We start from the raw sequence: 21360 nt of genomic DNA, 5'->3' as shown, positions 1-21360 counted from the left end.
GCGGGCCGATCGCGGTGTGTTGGCGCTCGATATGGCAAAGGATGGCTTGGGACGCCTCGGCGTATGGATCCACTACGCGTCACTCACCCCGCAACTGCTGGGTGAGGTCGAAGAACTCGGCTACGGGACGGTCTGGCTGGGCGGTTCACCGCCGCCGGACTGGGAGGGCCTGGAGGCCCCGCTCGCCGCGACGCGCTCGATCGTCGTCGGCACCAGCATCGTGAACGTGTGGGCGACCCCGGCCGAACAGGCCGTGCAGGGCTTCCACCGCTTCGACGACAAGTTCCCCGGCCGCTACTTCCTCGGCGTCGGCGCCGGTCACCGCGAGCACACCGGCACCTACGCCAAACCCTATGACGCCCTGGCCGCCTACCTCGACGTCCTGGAGGCCGGCGGCGTCCCGCGCGAGCGCCGCGCCCTGGCCGCCCTGGGCCCGCGAGTCGCGAAACTCGCCGCGGACCGCAGCGCCGGCGCGCTGCCCTACCTGACGGTCCCCGAGCACACCGCGAGCCTGCGTGAACTGCTGGGTCCCGAAGCGCTCATCGTCACCGAGCACAAGGTCGTCCTCGACGAGGACGCCGAGCGGGCCCGCGCCACCGCCCGCCCCCGCGTCGGCTACTACCTGGGCCTGTCCAACTACGTGAGCAACCTTCGCCGCTTCGGTTTCACCGACGAGGACCTGACCGAGCCCGGCAGCGACCGTTTCATCGACGCGGTGGTCGCGCACGGGAGCGCCGAGCAGATCGCCGCCCGCCTGGACGAGCATCTGCGCGCGGGCGCGGATCAGGTGGCCGTGCAGGTCCTCGCCGAGGACCCGCTGCCCACCCTGCGCGCCCTCGCGCCACTGCTGGCCACGCCGTCCGAGTGATCTCCCGCGGTGCCCGGTGATCACCGGGCACCGCGCCACGCTTCCTGGCTGACCCGCCGGTAATGCACCTCGGCCCGATCGGCCGATCCGATACGCCGGGCGCGCAACATCTTCTCGGAGAGATGACGCGCATTACCGAGCCGCTGTGGGATACGCATGACGAGCCTTCCTGACTGTCCGACCAGGCACCCGGTCGGTGCCTCCTATCAGGTAAGACGGCCCAGCGCAGGGAAATTCAGCGCTCAGGAGACGAATTGGTGACTGCTGCGCACCCGGCCGTCATCGGCGAAGGTCAGCACATCCAACCCACCCCCGACCACCGTGCCGTCGGCGTGCGAACGCATCACCCAGTTCAGCGCCACCGTCCCACCGAGATGCCGGACCAGCTCCCCGTCGCGTTCGAAGGCGAATTCCCCCGTCGCGACGAACCTTTCATAAGCTCTGGTCACCCGCGCGAAAAGCGCTGTATGCCCGCGGATCTCGACCTCGGGCCACGGCATCCCGAGCTCGTCGGCACTATCGCGCATGGCCTGCGGCGGCCGGACCAGAGTCTGATACCCGTTATCGGCCCACACGGCCTCGATCAACCGCCGCCGCTCCTCGGCATCCGGCTCGTTCCACTGCGCGACCCACCGGTCGACCAACTGCTTCAGTTCGATGTCATCAGGTTCGTAAGTCACATCCACAAGATTCGTCAATCGCCCCCGAACTGGCGATTCCCTGCAGGGAATGACCCGCACGCGCGCTGGCGCCGTGGTCGCCTGACTACCGTGGACCGCATGACATCGAACGAGTCCGTGGTGCGCGCGATCGGGTCCGCCGAGTTCGATGCGGCACTCGCGGAGGAAAGACGGCCGGTAATCGTCGATTTCACCGCCGTATGGTGCGAGCCGTGCCGGCACCTGGCCCCGAAGCTGGAACGCTTCGCGCGTGACGAACAGGACCGCGTGCGGGTGGTATCGATCGACGTCGACGAGCATCCCGAGATCGCGGAACGCTACGGCATCGACGGCTACCCGACATTGCTGGTGTTCCAGCACGGGATTCCGGTGCTGGAATGGGTGGGCCCGGACAGCCTGGACCCGCTGCCCGCGGTCCTCGACCGGTTGGCCGTCGACCCCACGACGACGGCGCCGGCGAAACCCCGTGCGGCAGTGGGTCGGACGGTGCGGATTCCGGGGCCGCTGCCGCTGGCCCGGGTCGCCATCGACTGGGACCCGGATGCCGCCACCGGTGACGCCGTCGTGGACCTGCCCGCGGGCGCCCGGCTGTCACTGATGATCGCCCGCGGAAATGCCGGCGTGCTGGCCGGATTCGCACCCGACGCATTCGACTCGCTGACACTGTTCGACACACCGGTGACTGCGGCCGACGCAGCCGTCCTCGGCCGGCTCACAGGGCTGACCGCCGTGACCTTGTTCGACACCGGCATCGACGCGGACGGTATCGGGCAACTCGCGCGCCTGACCGGATTGCAGCAGGTCAGTGTCGAGTCCACGAAATCCGACGAGAATGCGTCGCCGGACGCCGCGGCCGTCGAGTCCCTGCGTATCGCCCTGCCGCACGCCAGGGTGAACGGGTTGCGTGGCCGCCCGGACCTGGCCGAACTGGTGCGCGCCGCAGAACAGGCCACGGTCGACGCGCCGGAATTCGACGGGCAGGTCGAGGTATCGGAGACGATCGCCATCGTGCTGCGGGCCCGGCGCCGAACTCCCGACCGGGTCACCGCGTATCTCACCGTCGCGATCAGCGATGGCTACCATCTGTATGCGCCGGACGCCGAGGCGCAATATCCCCTCGCGATCAGCACCGATCCCGAAAGTGGCTGGACCATAACGGAGATCGTGGCTCCGGTGACCGACGACGGCCAGCTGACCGGAACCACGCTGCTCGCAATCGAACTCATCGGCGGCGGGGACGAACTGACCCTGCACGTCCGTGCGCAGGCATGTCGTCCCGACAGTTGCCTGGCCCCGACCGAACTGCGCGTCCACACCGCGCTCGCGTAGTGGTGGTTAGGCGCAGGCGGTGTTGAACTTGGCCGTCGCTGCGCCCATGTCGGTCACGTTGTCATCGAGCAGTGAGCGCGCGAACAACGTAATGGCGTCCTTGTCCGCGCCGCTGGCGGGGACCGCGAGCAACTTGTTCGCCAGATCCTTCTGCCCGGCATCGTCGAGGTTGCCGCCGGGGGCCGCGGCGATGGCGGCGTTGATCAGGTCGACGGCGGTACTGCACGCGGTCGACTGAGCCGCGGCCGTGCCGGTCGGCAGGGTCACCAGGGCGGCGGTGACGGCCACGGCGGCGAAGGCGCAGGACAAGAACTTACGCATGGGAGTACTCCGGTTGTTGTGACGGTTCGTGTTCGCTACGCAGCTTCGCGGAGGCCGCGTGACTATTTCGTGAACGGCGGGGACCGCTCGCGGATGCGTAGCCTGGGCTGGGCGATTTGAGACACCTGTGATGAGGGGGCGTGTTGCACGACTACGGCAGTTTTCCGACACTACCGTTGCCGATCCAGCGGGAGACGCAGCGCGCCGAGGTGCCGGTGAAGTTCAAAGGTGTTGCCGCAGAGGGGAGTTCGGAAACCGCCGGGCTGGCTCGGGCGAGCCGGGCGGTGGCGCTGGCCGGGGTGACGAGCCGGATCACCGGGCTCGCCAGAACCTTGGTCGTGGCGGCCGTGCTCGGGGCCGGCGCGGTCGGGGACGCCTACAACGGGGCGAACAATCTGCCCAACATGGTCTACGAGTTGCTGCTGGGTGGTGTGCTCGCCAGTGCCGTGGTGCCGGTGCTGACCCGGGCGCGACGGCGCGGGCGCAAGAACTCTCGCGAGTTCACCCAGCGTGTGATGGTCGGGACGCTGCTGGCGCTGGCGGTGATCACCGTGCTGACCGTGGTGTGCGCGCCGTGGATCGTGCGCGTGTTCGTCGCCGATTCCGGGGAGCGGCATCTCGCGACATGGCTGGCGTATCTGCTGCTGCCGCAGATCTTCTTCTACGGGGTGAGCGTGGTCGCCGGCGCGGTGCTCAATGTGCGCGACAGCTTCGCGGCGGCCGCATGGGCGCCGGTGATCAACAATGTGATCGTCCTGGTCACCTGCGCGGTGTTCCTTGTGCTGCCGGGACCGATCACGCTCACCCCGGCCTCGATGACGCTCGCGCAGATCCTCACCCTCGGTATCGGCACCACGGCCGGTATCGCCGGTCAGGCGGCCTGGGTGGTGGCGGCGCTGCGGCACAACGGTTTCGAATGGAGCTGGCGTGCACGCCCACTGCCCTACACCTGGCGGCCGGTGCGGGCCGGGCTGCCGATGCTGGGCTGGCTGGTGGTGTACGCCGCGATCAGCCAGATCGGGGTGGCGGTGACCATGCGGGTGGCCTTCGACCATGGCGGCGTCTCCATCTCCGGATACGCCGAACTGCTGTTCCAGGTGCCCTACGGCATTCTCGCCGCGTCGATGCTGACGGTGCTCATGCCGCGCATCTCCCGCGCCGCCGCGGCCGGCGACGATGCGGCGGTGCTCGCTGACCTGTCCCGGGGCGCCCGCTACCTTTCGGCCGCACTGGTTCCCGTGGCCATGGCCATGACACTGCTGGCTCCCGGCATGACGGCCCTGCTGTTCACCGGCCGCGTCGATCCCGCGGCCGCGCACCTGATCGGGCTCGCGGTCGCCTGCTCCTCGTTCGGGTTGGCGCCCTTCGCACTGGTCATGCTGCAGATGCGAGTGTTCTACGCCCACAACGACACTCGCACACCCACCCTCATCAATGTCGTCATGGTCGCGGTGAAGGTCGCCACCCGGGTCATCGCGGCGGCGACCCTGCCCACCCACGCGGTCATCGTGATGCTCAGCGTCGCAGGCTCACTGGCCTACACCGTCGGCGCGCTCACCGGCCACCTGCTGCTGCGCCGCCGCCACGGCCTGCTCGGCTTCGCCGCGGTCGCCGCCTCCGCACATCGGGTGCTGTGGGCGACCGCCCTCGCCGGAGCGTGCGCGCTGACCGCGATCGTGCTCACCCACGCCACCATCACCGCGCCGACCCTCGACCACTCGACCGCGCTGCTCGCCGGGGCGGCCACCGGCACCCTGGTCTTCCTGCTGGCCGCCAAACTCATCGGCATCCCCGAAATCCGCACGGCCCGAGCACTACTGCGGCGCTGACACCGTGGGAATGCGCCCGATCCCTGCGTAGCCGTCGAAGGCGCGGACCTCGACGACATCGCCCGGATCGGGCCGCCACTGCGACAGATACACCAGGCCCGGATCGACCAGGTCGAAACCGTCGAGCAGCGCCGCGATTTCGGCGCGCGAACGCAACACCATCGGGGTGGGGGTGCGCTGATACAGCTGCAGCGTCGCACTCATCTGATCGGCCGGGCCCTCATTGCCGGCATGAGAGAGCACGAGGTAGCTGCCCGGCGCCATCGCCGCACGCAACCGCGCCAGCGTGTCGATCGGCTGCACCTGATCGGGCATGAAATGCAGCAACGCCACCGCCAGCACCGCGACCGGGCGGCTGAAGTCGAGGAGCGCGGTGACCTCCGGATCGGTGAGAACCGCCTCGATGGCATTGAAATCACCGCGCACCGCCGTGGCGGCCGGAGTATCGGCCAGCATGCGCCGGCTCATCGCGATCGCGACCGGGTCGATGTCCACATACACGACATGCGCGTCCGGATTGTGGGTGTGCACGACCTCGTGGACATTGCCGACCGTCGGAATGCCCGAACCCAGATCCAGGAACTGGGTGATCCCGGCCTCGGTGACGAGATGGGTGACCGCGCGCCGCAGGAACGCCCGGTTGGCGCGGCCACTGCGCGGCACGTCCGGTGCCAGCGCGGTGATCTGCTGCGCCAGGCGCCGATCACTCTCCAGGTGATGGACCCCGCCGAGGATGTAGTCGTAAACGCGTGCGCTACTGGGGATTTCGGGATCGATATCGTCGGGTGCCCAATCCGGCAACGGCATGGCGGTCAGCCTCTCTGTTCAGGGTCGAGATGCAGGGCGAGCGCGCCCTCGCGAAGATCGTGGCGCCGCAGCACCCACCGCCCCTTGCCCGCGGCCTTGGCACGGAACAGCGCGGTATCGGCGGCATCGAGCAGGGTTTCGGCCTCCGCACCGGCCACCGGCGCGACCAGCGCACCGATACTGGCCGACACCTGAACCCGGGTGTCGCCCACCAGGATCGGGTCGGTCAACGCCGCGAGCAGTGCCGCGGCGACAGCGGTGACGCGATCGGCGTCCGCGTCGGGGACCAGTGCGACGAATTCGTCCCCGCCGATGCGCGCCAGCAGCGGCCGATGCTCACGCACCCCCTCGCGCAACCGGAGCGCGACCGCGGTCAGCAACCGGTCACCGACACCGTGCCCGTAGCGGTCGTTGACGTGCTTGAAACCATCCAGGTCGAGAAAACACAACCCCACCTGCTCCTCGCCGCCCGCCTGCGCGATCGAGGCGTCGAGCTGCTCGACCAGGTAGCGCCGATTCGGTAGCCCGGTGAGCAGGTCGTGGCGCGCCTGGCGATGCAGTTCGTCCTGCATCCGGTGCCGCTCGGTGACATCCTCACCCACCGCGAGCAGGTAATCATGCTGCCCGCCACCACCTTTGACGAACGTGATGGCGAACGACGCCCACCGGCAATGCCCGTCGGTGCGCTGAATCCGCAACTGTAACTTCGCGGTACCCTCCCCGGCCGGCACCAGCTTCTCGTAGATCACCGCCCGGATCTCGTCGCGATCGTCGGGATGGGTGAAGTCGTACACCGACGCGCCGCGCAGCCGTCCCACCGGTACCCCGACCATCTCGGCCAGCCCCCGATTCGCGTCCACCAGCCGCCCTTCGGTGTCGCCGACCGCGATGGCGACCGCCGCATTGTCGAACACCACCCGGAACCGCTCCTCCGCCGCGCGGCGCGCCTCGTCCATGCCCTGTTCGAGGGATAGTCGCCCTCGATGCTGCACCTGATGCAATGCGGCCCCGTACCCGCGCCCGAAACAGGCCAGCAGCACCGCCATCCGCTGCTCCACGTCCGGGCGGCCACAGAATTGCGCCAGCCTCGTGAGCGCGCGCGCCGACACCGGCACCACCGCGGGATCGGTCAGCTTCGCCTCCACCAGCATCCGCCCCGCGGCCGCCGCCCCCGCGGTATCCACGGTCTCCCGATCCAGCGCCACCGCAAGGCTTCCGACCACCCCCTCCAACAGCCGCTGCGCCGCCCGCGCGGGCATCGGCACGTAACAGGTCTCGGCCAAGGCCCGCCACCAGTCGTACGCCACTCTGCCGCGCTCGCGTTCCTCCACGACGCCCCCTCACGCTCTGCCCCCGCCCGGACAACCCCTCTCCGCGCGGTCTCGAATACGCGGGTGATCCTAACAACGACGGATTGACCCCGTGCACAACAGTTTTCGAACGGCCTGGCGAGGACGAAGGAGAGGGTCGCTAGCCGGTTGCGCAGACGGCGGTGTCGAAGGCCTGGTGGACGGCGTCATCCACCGCGGGGTCGGGGGCGCGGTAGTCGGCGATCACGGTGACCGCGCGACCGGAGGGCGTCATACCGTTGTAGGTGCGGAAGCCGGGGATGGAACCGCCGTGGCCCCAGATCTTTTCACCGCAGGACGCGGTCTGTTCGGTGAGGCCCAGGCCGTAGGAATAACCGGGACGGTTGGTGAGGGGTTGTGGGTCCTTCTGCATTTCGGCGAGCTGGGCCGGGGGAACGAGCTTTCCGGTGAGCAGGGCGGTGAAGAACCGGTTGGCGTCGGCGCCGGTGGAGATCAGCGCGCCGGCCGGGCCTGCCCAGGAAGGGTCGTAGCGGGTGACGTCGGTGGGTTTTCCGTCCTCGGACTCGTAGCCCTGCGAATGCGGGGCACGCAGGCCGGTGTCGCCGGAAGCGGGAAAGTAGGTGTCGTGCAGGCCCAGCGGACCGCTGATGCGGCCGGCGATCTCCTCGGCGATCGGATGCCCGGTCACACGTTCGGCGAGCAGGCCGACCACGAGGTAATTGGTATTGCTGTACTCGGCCTTCGCGCCGGGCGCGAAATGCGGCGGCAGGGTCATGGCCTGACGGACCAGGTCCGCGGTGTCGAAATGCTTGGTCAGGATGTCGGGTGAATCATCCTGCAGGGCGGGCAGCTCCAGGTATTCGGGCAGGCCGCTGGTGTGCTGCATGAGGTTTCGGACCGTGATGTGATTGCCGTCGATACCGTTGCCCTGCACGACACCGGGGAGATAGCGCTCGATCGGGGCATCCAGGTCCACCGAGCCCGCCGCCACGAGCTGCATCACCACCGAGGCGACGAAGGCCTTGGTGTTGCTGCCCATCCGGGCATGTGCGCCATCGGGGAAGGGCGCCTTGGTGGCGATATCGCCGACCCCGGAGCTCGCCGTCCAGTCGCGGTCATGCTCGGTGACCACGACCTGGACACCGGGGACGCCCGCGGCCACCGCCGCATCGAGGGCCTGCCGCACCGCGGCGCGCGAGCTCTCCGACAGCGGACCCGGCGGCGGCGTCGCAGGGTCGCCGGTGCACGCAGTCACCGCGCAGGCCACACCGATGACGAGCGCGGCGGGCGCGATCCGGCGGAACACGTTGTTCGCCATGGCGTCTCTCACCGGGCCGGCTGTATGGAAGAAGTCATGGTCAGGACGCTAATGCGCCGACCGCGCGGACCGCGTCACCCGCACTGCTGGTTCGTGGTCATTCCCGCGGCGTAGCCGAGGTCCGGGAGAACCCTTTGCCGGTATGCGCGGAACCTTCACAAACTCTGCACCATTCGACGCGAACCGGCGGGTCGGCGGGTCGTAATGTCAGGGCATGAGAGTCGGTGGTGCGATCCGCGCGCGGTGGCGCCGGCGCACGCGGTGGCAGCGAATGTCGATCGCGACGGTGCTGGTGATGTGTTTGCTGGCGACCCCGGTGGCCGTGCTGGCCGCGGCCCTGCGGCTGGAAGGCTCCGGGCAGGTGTCGGCGCAGGCCCGCACCCGCGGGCGCGACGCGTACTGGCTCGGGCATGCCTGGGTCGACGGCCGCAAGACCGAGGCCGATGTGGCCGGGCTCGCGACCGCGCTGGCCGGCAGCGGGATCAAGGACCTGTTCGTGCACACCGGGCCGCTCTCCGAGGACGGCACCCTGCCCGCGGACCTGCACCCGCAAGCGAGCTGGTTCACCGACGCCGTGCACCGGCTACTGCCCGGCGTCCGGGTACAGGCCTGGCTCGGCGACTTCGTCGCACCCGAACACGATGCCCTGCACCTCGACGATGCCGGGGTGCGCGCTCGGGTCATCGAGTCGGTGCGGCAAGCACTGGATCTCGGATTCGACGGCGTGCACTACGATCTCGAGCCCGTCCGCTCCGGCTCGGCCGGCTATCTGACCCTCCTGGACAGCACGCGCGCGCTCACCACCGCCCGGCACGCCCTGCTGTCGGTGTCGGCGCCGCAGATCGACCCGCTGCCCGGCCTGCACTCCCTCGGTATCGCCCTCGTCGGCCACGGAAAGTATTGGTCGCAAGCCTATTTCGGGGAAGTGGCGCGGCGCGTCGACCAGATCGCGGTGATGTCCTACGACACCTCCATGCCCACCCGCCCCCTCTACAGCGGCTACGTCGCCCAGCAGACCAGCCTCGCACTGCAGGTCACACCGCAATCGGTCGACCTGCTCATGGGTGTGCCGGTGTTCTGGGCCGAGGACTACGGCCACCACGGCGACGCCGAAACCGTCGCCGCGGCCGTGCGCGGCATCCGACTGGGCCTGGGCCGAACCGCTCCGCACCGCGAAAGCTTCGGTGTGGCACTGTATGTCGACTTCACCGCCACACCCCAGGACCTGGACACCTACCGTCACGACTGGTGCCCGCCCGGTGGACCCTACAACGGCTGAAAGTCGTTGAGACCGAACGCGCCGTGGCAGTAGAGCGCCGCACCGTACGGGCCGGTGACCACACCATGCCCATCGGGCAGGAAGACCCGGATCGTCTTCGCGTCGAACGGTGTCTCTGTGCCACAAGCGGATTCGTTCCCGGCGCCGTTGGTGGTGCTGCCGTTCGCCACGATCACGGCGCCGGCGGGCAAGGCGAGCACGGTGTCCGGCGCCGGTGTGCACGTGCCCGCGCACTGGGCCGGTTGTGCGGTGCCACTGCCGTTGTCGGGCACCACGTTCAGCGCACCGCGGATCACGCAATCGGCGCCGGAGGTGTTGGCCACCCACACCTGCACGCCGACATGGCCCATCCCGTCACCGTTCGCGCTGTGGAATGCGGTGGCCGCGAGATCCTTGGGCCGGCAATCCGGCATTCCCTCGGGGAGCGCGCTGCCCACCCAGGTGACCGCGGGAGAGGTCAACGCCCGCACGGTCATCCGATCACCGGCACAGACATGCATGGCGTCCGCACCCCCGCCCTGCGGTGAGGACGCCACAGTGAGCTGGGAGGTCTCATCCGGCGGAATGATCCGCAACCCTGACGGCTGCGGACAGGTCGTCGCATCGCGCACGGTGTCCGGATGGGTGACGGTGACCAGGAATTCGGCCTCGACCCTCGGCGCCAGCAGCACCAACAGCGGCGCCGCGGAGGCCCGATCGATCGTGACGGCCGGGACCCCGGTGAATTCCAGGCCCGGGAAACCGTAGGCCGTGCACGGACGCGAACCGGTATTGGTGAGAATGACCGCGAGCATGTTCGTGCGCCCGGCGCTGGAAGTCACCTGGGCCGTGGCGGACAGGTCGGCGGTATGGCAGCGCGTGGTGGGATCCACCGTCGGCGTCGGTGTCGGCGTGACGGACTGCGCGGTCGTAGTGGCGGTGCTCGATGGTCCGGCGGTATGCGATGTGCCGGACGTCCCGCATCCGATCAGCGCGGCACCGATCGCCACCACCGCCGCGATCGATCCCACGGCATGGCGTGTGTTCAACGAAATTTCCCCCCTCGCTACAAGATTCGATCGTAGCCGAGCCGGACGCCGGGCTCAGCCGGCGCTGGGTTCGGGGGAGCGGGCGAAACGCAGGGTGACGAGCTGGAACGGGCGCAGCCGCAGGCGCACTCCCGCATCGTCCGCGGCCACGGCGGTATCGGCCGGGACGGGACGTTCGAGCAGATCACACACTTCGACACCGGCAGTGGGGAAGCCGGGCCTCACCAGAGCCGAGGCGCGCCCGCCGTGAGCCTCGTACACGCGCAGCACCACATCACCGCTGCCGTCATCGGCGAGCTTCACGGCACTGGTCACGACGGCATCATTGTCGATGCTGAAGAGCGGCTCCACGGTGTCGGCGACACCGGGCCGCGCCGGTGTCAGGTTGATGCGGTAGCCCTCGCGCACCGCATCACCGATCGTGGCGCCCGGCAGCAGCCGATGCCGGAAGACATGAGCCCCATGATCGGTATCCGGGTCGGGGAACCGCGGAGCGCGCAGCAGCGAGGCCCGCACAGTGGTGGTGGTTCCGCCGTCGGCGCGCACAGTGCGGGTGAGATCGTGCCCGTACGTGGAGTCGTTGACCAGGGCCACGCCCCAGCCGGGCTCGCCGATATGGACGAAGCGGTGATTGCAGGCCTCGAACTTGGCGTACTCCCAGCTGGTATTGGTGTGCGTGGGCCGGTACAGGTGACCGAACTGGGTTTCGGCGGCATAGCGGTCGGCGTGAATATCCAGGGGGAAGGCGAGTTTGAGGAATTTCTCGGTCTCGAACCAGTCCACGGCGGTCTCGATGTCCAGCCCGCGCGCACCCGGACGCAGCGTCAACGCCTGCTCCACCTTGGAGGACCCGAACGTCCGGCCCACCCGCACCACCGCCGCACCCGACGAATCCACCTCCGCCACCACCGAATCCGCCTCCACGAGGTCGGTGACGCGGTTGCGGTAGAACAGGTCCACATCCCAGGCATCCCAGGAGTTCGGCAGATCCGGGTGCACCTGCAGCAGATTCGCGACCCCGTCCGGTGGCAGCGTCTCGCGCTCCTGGGCCAGATCGATCAGTGACACGATCAGCCCGCGCGCATCGACCCCCACCCGCAATACCCCGTTGTCGAGCACGAATCCGCCACCGGGCCGCTCCGCCACCCGGCACGGCGCACCCGCCGCCACCGGTCCCGCCGCCCCGGCCGGCACCGAATCCTGCGCATGCGGCGCCGCATTGAACACGTTCTCCCCGCCGCGTTCCCCGCCGAGCACCCATTGCGCCCGCTCGATCAGCGCCGTCAGCTCTTCGGCCACCTGCTCGTAGGTCTGCTGCGCCTCCCGATGCACCCAGGCGATCGAGGAGCCCGGCAGAATATCGTGGAACTGGTGCAACAGCACCGTCTTCCACAGCCGATCCAGCTCCGCAGACGGGTAGTCGGCGCGTTTGCGCACCGCCGCCGTGGCCGCCCACAGCTCGGCCTCGCGCAGTAGATGCTCACTGCGCCGATTGCCCTGTTTGGTGCGGGCCTGCGTGGTCAGTGTCGCGCGATGCAACTCCAGATACAGTTCGCCCACCCACACCGCCGGATTCCGATACTCGGCCTCGGCGCGGGCGAAGAACCCGGCGGGGGTGTCCCACACCACCTTCGGTGAACCCTCCAGATCGCGCATGCGCGCCGCCTTGGCGATCATCTCCCGGGTGGTCCCGCCGCCGCCGTCGCCGAAACCGGTCGGCGCCAGCGAATGCGAGGCCCGCCCCTTCTCCTTGAAATTCCTTGCCGCATGCGCGATCTCACTGCCCTGCATCGAACAGTTGTAGGTGTCGATCGGCGGGAAGTGCGTGAAGATGCGGGTGCCGTCGATGCCCTCCCACCAGAACGTGTGATGCGGGAACTGGTTGATCTGACTCCAGGAAATCTTCTGTGTCAGCAGCCATTCCGAGCCGGCCGCCTTGATGATCTGCGGCAGCCCGGCCGCGAAACCGAAGGTGTCGGGCAGCCACGCCTCCCGGTTCTCCACCCCGAACTCGTCGAGGAAGAACCGCTTACCGTGCACGAACTGCCGCGCCATCGCCTCCGACCCGGGCATATTCGTATCCGATTCCACCCACATGCCACCCGCCGGGACGAACCGGCCCTCCGCGACAGCCTGTTTCACCCGCGCGTACACCTCGGGCCGATGCTGTTTGAGGAAATCGTATTGCGCCGCTTGCGACATCGTGTAGATGAACTCGGGTTCCTGCTCGAGCAGCGCGGTCATGTTCGCGGTCGTGCGCGCCACCTTGCGGACCGTCTCCCGCAGCGGCCACAACCAGGCGGTATCGATATGTGCGTGCCCGACCGCGTGGATGGTGTGCGCCGACGCGATCGCCGGGCGCGCCAGTACTGCGGTCAGGCAGGCGCGGGCCGCGGCGGCGGTGCCGTTCACATCCTGCAGATCGACCGCGTCCAGGGCGCGTTCGATGGCGCGCACGATGTCGTAGCGGCGCGCGGGATCCTCGGGCATCTCGTGCATGAGCTCGCCGAGCACCTCGAGATCCTGCACCAGCCCCCACACCTGTTCGTCGAACACCGCCAGATCCATGCGGCCCAGCCGATACCGCGGTTCGCTGCCCGCGGTCGCCTTGTCGCCCAGCGTGGTCGGTGCGAAGAACCCGATGACCGGATTCGAGGCCGCCTCCACATGCAACAGCACCTGCTCGCCCCCGGCCGCCGAGCCCGCGATCCGCACCCACTGATTGCGCGGATGCAGCCCCTTCACCGGTGTCCCGTCCGCGCGGTACACCAGTCCCTCGCACTGGAATCCGGTCATGGTGCCGTCGAAGCCGAGATCGATGATCGCCTCGACCGTGCGCCCCGCCCACGCCGCCGGCACCGTGCCCTCCACGGTGAGCCAGCTGGTGCCCCACGCGGCACCCCAGCGCGTGCCGGGCTCGACCGGGGTGCGGAGTGCGGCGATGCCCTCCGCGACCGGTACCGGCTCGTCCGGGGCCACCCACATCGAGGCCCGCAACGGCACCGATTCCGGGTAGATCGCCGGTGCGATCCGCTCGGACAGCACCCGGGCCAGGCGCCCCTCGATCAATCGGCGGTCATCGTGCATGGCGGTGTCTCCCTCGAACCGGTGACGTGATCGACCAACACGCCCATTCTGCGGCAACCACGACCTGTCGGCGCGGATCGATACGCTGCCGACATGGTCAGTCCGGAGTCGGCGGTGCGCCGCCTGATGCGCGAAACGGGAAAGTTGCTGCAGCCCTATGGATTCGAGAGCGCCGAATCCCACGGCGGCCGAGCCGAATCCGGCTGGATACGGGTCGAGGAGGCCGGGGTGGCGTCGGTGACGCGCACCCGCACCGTGCGCAACTGGACCGGCGGGCAGCAGGAGCTGCGATTCGGGCTCGCCCTCGACGCCACCCCGCTCGCCTGGTGGGAGTACCGCGCCTGGCGCAACACACAATCGGGGCAGGCACCGGTGCCGTTCGCGCAGGCCGAGGGGCCCGGGCTGCTCGGCAACTCCGGGCTGCCGGTGGAAGCGACCCAGCCGTGGTCGCTGCGACTGGACCCCGAACAGCCCGGTCAGGCCCTGCAGGCCGATATCGACGCGATCCGCGCCCAGCTGCCGCGGCGCGTGCACCTGTATGCGCGCCGCGCGCTACGCCTGCTACAACCGGGGGCGTATCTCGATGAGCTACTGGCGCAACCGGATCCGGGCCTGGACTCCTGGGTCGCGATCGTGGTGCTGCTCGGCGCCGACGGGCCGGGCGCGGAACTCGATCACGCGTGCGAACAATTGCGGTTATTCGGTGTACAACACGATGCCGCGTCCTACGCGGCGGACGTCATCGATTACGCCCACGGTCAGGCCGCGGCCGTTTAACTCACCGGTTACGACCGCACGCCGTGGCGGTCACGAAATTTCGGAAACGACATTGAGAAACGGTCATATCTGGTACGCATAAATGAGCTGTTCAGCTGCTCCGAGAAAACCGATATGCATTCTCACCAGTCAGGTTCACTTGCACGGGAGAAGGAGCAATGAAAATCAAACGATTTACAGCAACCGCCGTGCTCGCAATCGGTCTCACGGCGGCCACCATCGGTGTGGCGAGCGCGGAACCGCTCGATCTGCAACCCGAGCCGAGCCCGAGCGTCACCGCCCCGGTCGATGATCCCGACACCACCATGCACCAGTGCAACGCCCTGATAGGCGCGCTGGTGGGCGGACTCATCGGCGGCACCTTCAGTGCTCTGCCGGGCGCGCTGATCGGCGCGGGCATCGGCGCCCTGGTCGGCTGGACCCAGCTCTACCCGCCGGGCCCGCCGCTGGCCTGCTGGAACCCCAACCCGCCGCAGCCCAGCCCGTAGCCCGAAAGCACCGTCGCGGAAACTATTGTCGCGGAATCCACTGTCGCGCAACGGTAGTCGCGCGAACCCGCGCCGATCCCGGTGTCACGGCACGCCGGTGGCGTCCTCGGTCATCGTCGCCCGAGGGCGCACCGGCCTGCCGGATGCCGGCCCGCGTGCGCGTTATTCGGCGGCGTCCTTCTTGCCGGTGGCCTTGCGTGAGGGCTGCACGCGCGGCGGCTCGTTGGGCATCTTCGGGTAGACCGGCGGCCAGGGCGCGTCCATCAGCCCGGCGGCCATATCCTTCTCCGACATCTCCAGCAGCACCTGAATGGACTGCGGGACCCGATCCGCCCAGGGGTCGGCGCCCGCGGCGACGCGGGCCGGCACGGTCGCGATGGTCAGCTCGTCGGGCACGATATCGGCCAGATCGTCCCAGGCGATCGGCGTGGACACCTGCGCGCCCACCTTCGGGCGCACACACCAGGCGCCGAAAACCGTTTTGTGCGGGGCATTCTGGTTGAAGTCGAAGAACACGCGCGCGCCGCGTTCCTCCTTCCACCACTGGGCGGTGATGCGCTCGGGATGGCGGCGCTCGAGTTCGCGCGCCAGCGCCACCGCGGCCGCGCGCACCTGATAGCCGTCCCAGCGCGGTTCCAGCAGCGCATACAGGTGCAGCCCGCGCGAACCCGAGGTCTTCACCCGCACATCGATACCCAGTTCGGTGCACAGTGCGCGGGTCAGCACCGCGGCCTCGCGCAGATCCTCGAACCCGATGCCGGGGGAGGGATCCAGATCCACCCGCAGTTCATCGGTGACACCGGTGGGCGGCAGCAGTTCCCCGGCCGCGTCGTGCACCGGTGGCGCCGAGATCTCCGGATCGGTGCCGGCGTGCGTGGGCCAGACGTGAAAACCCAGGCAGCCCAGGTTCACCGCCCACAGGATGTGCGCCATATCGGCGGCGACCAGCGCATCGCTGGTGGTGCCGTTGGGGGTGGAGACGACGGTGGTCTGCAACCAGTCCGGGGTGCCCTTGGGTACGCGCTTCTGGAACCACGATTTGCCGGAGGCGCCGTCGGGGTAGCGTTCGAGCAGGACCGGCCGGTCCTTGATGGTGTTCATGATCGAATCCGAAACGGCGAGATAGTAATTCGCCAGATCCAGCTTCGTTTCCCCGCGCTTGCCGAAGTAGATCTTGCCCGGATTGGTGAGCGTGACGGTACGGCCGTCGACCTCGAGATCCACCGATTCGCTCATCGCCGCGCCTCGTCGAAGAGGGTGTCGAGTTCGGCCGGGGCGACCTCGTCGAGCTGGGCGTAGGTGCAGGATTCGGGCGTGCGGTCGGTGCGGAAGCGCACCAGCCGCCCGCCGTGGCGTAATCGCCCCGCCATCACATGCTCGTAGCGGACCTCCGCGACCAGTTCCGGGCGCAGCGGCTCCCACGAGAGGTCCTTGCCGCCGGTCCAGCGGCTCACCCCGCCGGGCATCTTGCCCTCGGCCTTGGCCTGTTCGGCGGCATCGGCCCAGCTGCGCCACGGATGATTCTCGAGCGCATTGCGCCGCAACGGTTCCAGCTCGGTGACCAGTTCGGCGCGCCGGGCCGCGGTGAAACTCGACGCCACCCCGACATGATTGAGCCGCCCGTCGGAGTCGAAGAGCCCCAGCAGCAGCGAGCCCACGCCCTTACCGTCCTTGTGCCAGCGGAACCCGGCGATGACGCAGTCGGCGGTGCGCTCGTGCTTGATCTTCAGCATCACCCGCTTGTCCTGCAGATACGGCAGATCCGCGGCCTTGGCCATCACCCCGTCGAACCCCGCGCCCTCGAACCGGGTGAACCAGTCCGCGGCGGTATCGGGATCATCGGTGATCGGGGTCAGATGCAGGCGCGGAACATCCTCGCTCAGCACCGTTTCCAGCCGGCGCCGCCGTTCGGAGAACGGCTGCTCGGTCAGATCCTCGTCACCCAGGGCCAGCAGGTCGAAGCCGACGAAACTGGCCGGGGTCTCCACGGCCAGCTTGTTCACCCGCGAGGCCGCCGGATGCAGCCGCTGCTGCAGCGTGTCGAAGTCCAGGCCGTTCTCGGTGACCACCACGATCTCCCCGTCCAGCACGCAACGCTCCGGCAGCGCCTTGCCCAGTAGTTCCACCAGTTCGGGGAAATACCGGGTCAAGGGCCGGTCGTTGCGGGAGCCGAGCTCGATCTCGGCACCGTCGCGAAAGACGATGCAGCGGAAGCCGTCCCATTTCGGTTCGAAGCGCAGCCCCGGTTCACGTGGCACCTCCGACACCGATTTCGCCAGCATCGGTTTGATCGGTGGCATGACGGGCAGATCCACTGGACCTCCTCGGCTCGCGGTTGACCCGGGAACGATCCTAATCCGAACCGATCAGTTTTCGATCCATCCGTGCTGATCCGCGAAGGCGGTGAGCCGATCCCGGATGGTCACGATCTCCCCGGCCGTCAGCGCCGGGGAGGCATCGAGCAGCAGCTCGGTGATCAGCCGGCGATGCTCGGACGCACTGAGCAGACCGCCGGGGCGGTCACCACGCTCCTTGCCCTTGTGCCGGGGCGGGGCGGGCTGCCCCGCCACCAAGGCCAGATTGATCGCCTTCGGACCCCGGTCACCCTCGGTCACATCGAATTCGAACACTCGCCCCTGCCGCAACTCGTCTTCGTCCAACCCGATGTCGTTGACATGCACGAACACATCCGGCCCGCCGTCCTCCGGACGAATGAAACCGAAACCCCGAGAGCTGTCGAACGACACCAATTTCCCGATGGACACCTAAACACCCGCTCCTCGTCGCCGCGTCCCTCTTGCGGTCACTTTAGTCCGCAGGCTGATCATTGTTGGAAGAAAGTGCCTTTTGCAATGAATTGAAGACGGTCAGGCCCTGGCCCACCATCCCGTTCACGATCTCGCTGACGCCGTCGGGGCCATTGAGCACGGTCAGGTTCGCCTTCGACAACCCGAGCGAGGCCTGCTTCACGATCTCCGGAAGCTGTTCGATGAGCAGCTGATCCAGCGCGATGCGATTGTTCGACGCCGCCGCGTCGGCCTGGATGCGGGTGCGGTCGGCCTCGGCCTCGGCCAGGATGCGCACCCGCTCCGCCTCTGCCATAGCGGGTTTGACGACCTCGGCCTGCAGCTGCTGCTCGCGCAGCTCGGCCTGCTTGCGCGCCTGCACGGCCTGCGCGGTGAGCACCTCCTGCAGGGCGGTGGCCTGCGCGAGCGGACCCGCCTGCGCCGCTTCGGCATTGGCCTTGTCGATATCGCGCTGGTACTGCGCGCGCAGCAGCGAGGTCTCGCGCTGGTATTCGGCCTGCCGGCGCTGGGACTCCTGCTCGGCCTGCGCCGCGGCCTGGGAGGCGGCGGCCTGCGCGATCGAGGCATCGCGCTTGACCGCGGCATTGTGCGGGGCGGCCAGCGCGGCGATGTAGCCGAGGTTGCCGTCGTCGATGGACTGGATCTGGAACGAGTCCACCCACAGCCCGATATTGCTCATCTCCACCTTGGAGGCCACCAGCACCTCGTCGGCCAGCTTCTGGCGTTCGCGGATGATCTCCTCCACCGTCATCGAGCCCACGATCGAGCGCAGGTGACCGGAGAAGATGCGCCCGGTCAGCACCGACATCTCGCGCTCCTGCTCGGACAGGAAGCGTTGCGCCGCATTGACGATCGACGCCGTGTCGTTGGCGACCTTGAAGGCGATCACGGCGCGCACATCGAGCTGGATGGCCTGCTTGGTGACACAGCGCTCGCCGATCTCGGCCTCGAACATGGCCAGCGACAGGTACCGCACCTTGCGGAAGATCGGCAGTACGAACACCCCGTGCCCGATCACCACCCGGAACGGCGAACCGTCGCCCCTACCGCTGCGCGATCCGCTGACCAGCATGGCCTCGTCCGGATCGGGTACATGGAAACCCAGCATCGACTCGTCTCCCTCAATGAATTGGATGCTTGAACTGGAATGAATGTGGCGCTATGTCAATCGCCGGGAAAGGGCACCCACGCAACAACATCGACGATGCGTCCCGGATGCACGGCCACGACCAGCACCGACGTGCCTGCGGCCAGTGGTTCTTCGGCGCGCGCGATGTACAGCTCGGTTCCCCCTCGTATGGCGACCAACACCTCCCCGAGCGTTCCCGCGCCACGGATCGGCGTGGTCAGCGTACCGGTCAACCCCAGTACCGGGTCGGACATCTCGCCCAACACCTCTCCCTTACCCACCTGAAACCGCCAGCGTACGCGCGGGTTGGGCGGTACCGGCGCGAGGCAATGCACCTCCCGATGGTTGCCCGAGATTTGCTATCACTCGGTACGATAGGGGACCGCGCTCGATGCCCAACGCCGAGGTAGGAGAGGACTTCTCGTGGGCAAGGATGCAATTCCGGTCGATCCCGTCGATTCGACGGGTAAACAGACTGCGCCGCAACCGGATCCGGGTGACCCCTCGGAGTTCGACCTGCGTGCCGAGGCGCTCGCCGACCGTGAGGCCGACAACTTCTACGACAACGACGACGGCTGGCCGCCGCCCGCATGAAGGGTGCTCGAGAGATGCCGATCATGGCCGAGAGAAAAATGTGCTGGTTTCGTTACCAACCGGCTGGCAGGCTGAACCGGTGACAACCCCTCCGGATATACAGGCGGCCGATTCGGCCGACGACAAACTGGACGCGCGCGTCTTCAAGATCGCGGGCGTCGTGGTGCTCGGCGCCATCATGTCGATCCTCGACGTGACCGTCGTGACCGTCGCAATCCCCAAGTTCCAGCAGGAATTCTCCACCACCTACGCCATCGCCGCCTGGTCCATGACCGGCTACACCCTGGCGCTGGCCACCGTCATCCCGCTCACCGGGTGGGCCGCCGACCGCTTCGGCACCAAACGCCTCTACATGATGGCGCTGGTCTTCTTCGTGCTCGGCTCGGTGCTGTGCTCGACCGCCTGGAACATCGAGTCCCTCATCGGTTTCCGCGTCATCCAGGGTCTGGGCGGCGGCATGCTCATGCCGCTGGGCATGACGATCATGACCCACGCCGCGGGCCCGGCCCGCATCGGCCGCGTCATGGCCGTGCTCGGCGTGCCCATGCTGCTCGGGCCCATCTGCGGCCCGATCCTGGGCGGCTGGCTCATCGACTCCTTCAGCTGGCACTGGATCTTCCTGATCAACGTGCCGATCGGCATCATCGCGCTGATCCTGGCCTTCGTGGTCTTCCCGCGCGACAATCCCGAACCCTCGCAGTCCTTCGACTTCATCGGAATGCTGCTGGTCTCACCGGGTCTCGCCGCGTTCCTCTACGGCGTGTCCTCGATTCCGGGCGAGGGCACCGTGGCCTCGGCCAAGGTGCTCATCCCCGCCGGCGTCGGCCTGGTGCTGATCATCGCGTTCATCTTCCACGCGCTGCGCACCGAGCATCCGCTCATCGATCTGCACCTGTTCCAGAACAGGTCACTGCGCTACGCGGTGCTGACCATGACCCTGTTCGCCATGGCGTTCTTCGGATCCGGTCTGCTGCTGCCGTCGTATCTGCAGCAGGTGCGCGGGGAATCCACGCTCATGGCCGGTCTGCTCATCGCCCCGCAGGGCCTGGGCGCCATGCTCACCATGCCGGTCGCGGGCCGGCTGGTCGACAAGATCGGGCCCGGCAAGATCGTGCTCACCGGCATCGTCGTCATGTGCGCGGGCATGGCCGTACTGACCCAGGTCGGGGCGCACACCTCCTACCCGCTGATCCTGGGCGCGCTGTTCGTGATGGGCCTGGGCATGGGCTGCACCATGATGCCGACCATGACCGCCGCCATCCAGACGCTGACCTACGCACAGGTCGCACGCGGTTCCACGCTGATGAACATCGTCAACCAGACCGCCGGATCCATCGGCACCGCAACCATTTCCGTGGTGCTGACCAGCCTGCTCAACCGCGGCCCCGCCGGCGTGGGCGGGCACTCGCTGGCCAACACGGCCACCGCCTCGCATTTCAGCCCGGAAATCGCGAAACTGGTCCCGCCCGACGTGCTCTCCCACGGCTTCGACCTGGCCGCCACCGCCTTCGCCCACACCTTCGTGGTGGCGCTGTGCATCCTGGCGGTCACGCTCATCCCGGCGTTTTTCCTGCCCCGCGTCAAGCCCGCCAACCCGGAGCTGGCCGACGCCCCCGCCATCGTCGCGCACTGAGCGCGCGGTAGCCGCCGCCCGGCACCGAGGGGTATGACGCCACAACCCGAACTTCGCCCGCACCGGAATCCCTTCC

21 protein-coding genes are annotated in these 21360 nt (G+C 68.3%); 8 read left to right on the top strand and 13 right to left on the bottom strand.

Annotated features, from left to right (window positions below; all coding sequences use genetic code 11):
* Positions 1-31: 31 nt before the first annotated feature.
* A complete protein-coding gene (locus tag ACH438_RS39235) occupies positions 32-868 on the top strand; it encodes an LLM class F420-dependent oxidoreductase (protein ID WP_397014974.1) in 837 nt (278 codons plus the stop codon).
* A 20-nt stretch (positions 869-888) separates the two neighbouring features.
* On the opposite strand, the gene ACH438_RS39230 is transcribed toward ACH438_RS39235, so the two are convergent.
* Together ACH438_RS39230 and ACH438_RS39225 are read right to left on the bottom strand one after the other, a co-directional pair.
* The gene (locus tag ACH438_RS39230) at positions 889-1026 is read right to left on the bottom strand and encodes a hypothetical protein (protein WP_397014972.1); all 138 of its coding nucleotides are present in this window, start codon (positions 1024-1026) and stop codon (positions 889-891) included.
* Between the two features lie 84 nt (positions 1027-1110).
* On the bottom strand, positions 1111-1548 hold the full coding sequence (locus tag ACH438_RS39225) for a hypothetical protein (RefSeq protein ID WP_397014970.1): 438 nt from the start codon (positions 1546-1548) through the stop codon (positions 1111-1113).
* Positions 1549-1647: 99 nt separating this feature from the next.
* Between ACH438_RS39225 and ACH438_RS39220 the strand changes: the two genes are divergently transcribed.
* Entirely contained in the window at positions 1648-2877 is a 1230-nt protein-coding gene (locus ACH438_RS39220; RefSeq protein ID WP_397014968.1) for a thioredoxin family protein, read from the top strand.
* Between the two features lie 6 nt (positions 2878-2883).
* Here the strand turns inward: ACH438_RS39220 and ACH438_RS39215 are convergent, their stop codons facing one another.
* Positions 2884-3198, bottom strand: coding sequence for a hypothetical protein (locus ACH438_RS39215; RefSeq protein ID WP_397014966.1), 315 nt, complete (start codon positions 3196-3198; stop codon positions 2884-2886).
* Between the two features lie 140 nt (positions 3199-3338).
* Here ACH438_RS39215 and murJ point away from each other — a divergent pair, with 140 nt between their 5' ends.
* The gene (murJ, locus tag ACH438_RS39210; RefSeq protein WP_397014964.1) at positions 3339-5027 is read left to right on the top strand and encodes a murein biosynthesis integral membrane protein MurJ; all 1689 of its coding nucleotides are present in this window, start codon (positions 3339-3341) and stop codon (positions 5025-5027) included.
* Here the strand turns inward: murJ and ACH438_RS39205 are convergent.
* The 3 genes from ACH438_RS39205 to ACH438_RS39195 form a co-directional block, all read right to left on the bottom strand.
* Complete coding sequence (locus ACH438_RS39205; RefSeq protein WP_397014962.1) at positions 5013-5834, bottom strand: SAM-dependent methyltransferase; 822 nt, start codon at positions 5832-5834, stop codon at positions 5013-5015. The two genes, murJ and ACH438_RS39205, sit on opposite strands and share 15 nt — an antisense overlap.
* Before the next feature lie 5 nt (positions 5835-5839).
* Positions 5840-7165 carry a diguanylate cyclase domain-containing protein gene (locus tag ACH438_RS39200; protein WP_397014960.1) on the bottom strand — a complete coding sequence of 442 codons (1326 nt, stop codon included), beginning with the start codon at positions 7163-7165 and terminating at the stop codon, positions 5840-5842.
* Positions 7166-7304: 139 nt separating this feature from the next.
* Positions 7305-8462, bottom strand: coding sequence for a serine hydrolase domain-containing protein (locus ACH438_RS39195; RefSeq protein WP_397014958.1), 1158 nt, complete (start codon positions 8460-8462; stop codon positions 7305-7307).
* A 271-nt stretch (positions 8463-8733) separates the two neighbouring features.
* Here ACH438_RS39195 and ACH438_RS39190 point away from each other — a divergent pair, with 271 nt between their 5' ends.
* Complete coding sequence (locus ACH438_RS39190; protein WP_397014956.1) at positions 8734-9741, top strand: hypothetical protein; 1008 nt, start codon at positions 8734-8736, stop codon at positions 9739-9741.
* Here ACH438_RS39190 and ACH438_RS39185 read toward each other — a convergent pair.
* Complete coding sequence (locus ACH438_RS39185) at positions 9729-10769, bottom strand: DUF4232 domain-containing protein (RefSeq protein ID WP_397014954.1); 1041 nt, start codon at positions 10767-10769, stop codon at positions 9729-9731. The genes ACH438_RS39190 and ACH438_RS39185 overlap by 13 nt on opposite strands.
* 54 nt (positions 10770-10823) lie before the next feature.
* Positions 10824-13856, bottom strand: a complete 3033-nt coding sequence (locus ACH438_RS39180; RefSeq protein WP_397014952.1) for an alpha-mannosidase — start codon at positions 13854-13856, stop codon at positions 10824-10826.
* A gap of 93 nt (positions 13857-13949) precedes the next feature.
* On the opposite strand from ACH438_RS39180, the gene ACH438_RS39175 reads away from it, so the two are divergent.
* Both ACH438_RS39175 and ACH438_RS39170 read left to right on the top strand, forming a co-directional pair.
* Complete coding sequence (locus tag ACH438_RS39175) at positions 13950-14633, top strand: hypothetical protein (RefSeq protein ID WP_397014950.1); 684 nt, start codon at positions 13950-13952, stop codon at positions 14631-14633.
* 188 nt (positions 14634-14821) lie between these two features.
* Positions 14822-15121 carry a hypothetical protein gene (locus ACH438_RS39170; protein ID WP_397014948.1) on the top strand — a complete coding sequence of 100 codons (300 nt, stop codon included), beginning with the start codon at positions 14822-14824 and terminating at the stop codon, positions 15119-15121.
* 162 nt (positions 15122-15283) lie between these two features.
* Here the strand turns inward: ACH438_RS39170 and ACH438_RS39165 are convergent, their stop codons facing one another.
* The 5 genes from ACH438_RS39165 to ACH438_RS39145 are packed head-to-tail and all read right to left on the bottom strand — an operon-like array spanning position 15284 to position 19311.
* Positions 15284-16357 carry a DNA polymerase domain-containing protein gene (locus ACH438_RS39165; RefSeq protein WP_397014946.1) on the bottom strand — a complete coding sequence of 358 codons (1074 nt, stop codon included), beginning with the start codon at positions 16355-16357 and terminating at the stop codon, positions 15284-15286.
* A complete protein-coding gene (locus ACH438_RS39160) occupies positions 16354-17436 on the bottom strand; it encodes an ATP-dependent DNA ligase (RefSeq protein ID WP_397014944.1) in 1083 nt (360 codons plus the stop codon). The genes ACH438_RS39165 and ACH438_RS39160 overlap by 4 nt, the downstream gene beginning before the upstream one ends.
* Positions 17437-17487: 51 nt before the next feature.
* Positions 17488-17886 (bottom strand): cold-shock protein, encoded by a 399-nt coding sequence (locus ACH438_RS39155; protein WP_397014942.1) that lies wholly within the window; start codon positions 17884-17886, stop codon positions 17488-17490.
* 43 nt (positions 17887-17929) lie between these two features.
* Positions 17930-19036, bottom strand: a complete 1107-nt coding sequence (locus tag ACH438_RS39150) for an SPFH domain-containing protein (RefSeq protein ID WP_397014940.1) — start codon at positions 19034-19036, stop codon at positions 17930-17932.
* 56 nt (positions 19037-19092) lie between these two features.
* On the bottom strand, positions 19093-19311 hold the full coding sequence (locus ACH438_RS39145) for a hypothetical protein (protein WP_397014938.1): 219 nt from the start codon (positions 19309-19311) through the stop codon (positions 19093-19095).
* A 169-nt stretch (positions 19312-19480) separates the two neighbouring features.
* Here ACH438_RS39145 and ACH438_RS39140 point away from each other — a divergent pair, with 169 nt between their 5' ends.
* Both ACH438_RS39140 and ACH438_RS39135 read left to right on the top strand, forming a co-directional pair.
* Complete coding sequence (locus tag ACH438_RS39140) at positions 19481-19651, top strand: hypothetical protein (RefSeq protein ID WP_397014936.1); 171 nt, start codon at positions 19481-19483, stop codon at positions 19649-19651.
* Between the two features lie 79 nt (positions 19652-19730).
* Positions 19731-21284 carry a DHA2 family efflux MFS transporter permease subunit gene (locus ACH438_RS39135; protein ID WP_397014934.1) on the top strand — a complete coding sequence of 518 codons (1554 nt, stop codon included), beginning with the start codon at positions 19731-19733 and terminating at the stop codon, positions 21282-21284.
* Positions 21285-21360 lie beyond the last annotated feature (76 nt).

This window comes from Nocardia sp. NPDC020380 (genome assembly GCF_044386975.1).
Classification (GTDB): domain Bacteria; phylum Actinomycetota; class Actinomycetes; order Mycobacteriales; family Mycobacteriaceae; genus Nocardia.
The sequence above is the reverse complement of the archived record's forward strand: the minus strand, read 5'-3'. Positions and strand labels throughout refer to the sequence as shown.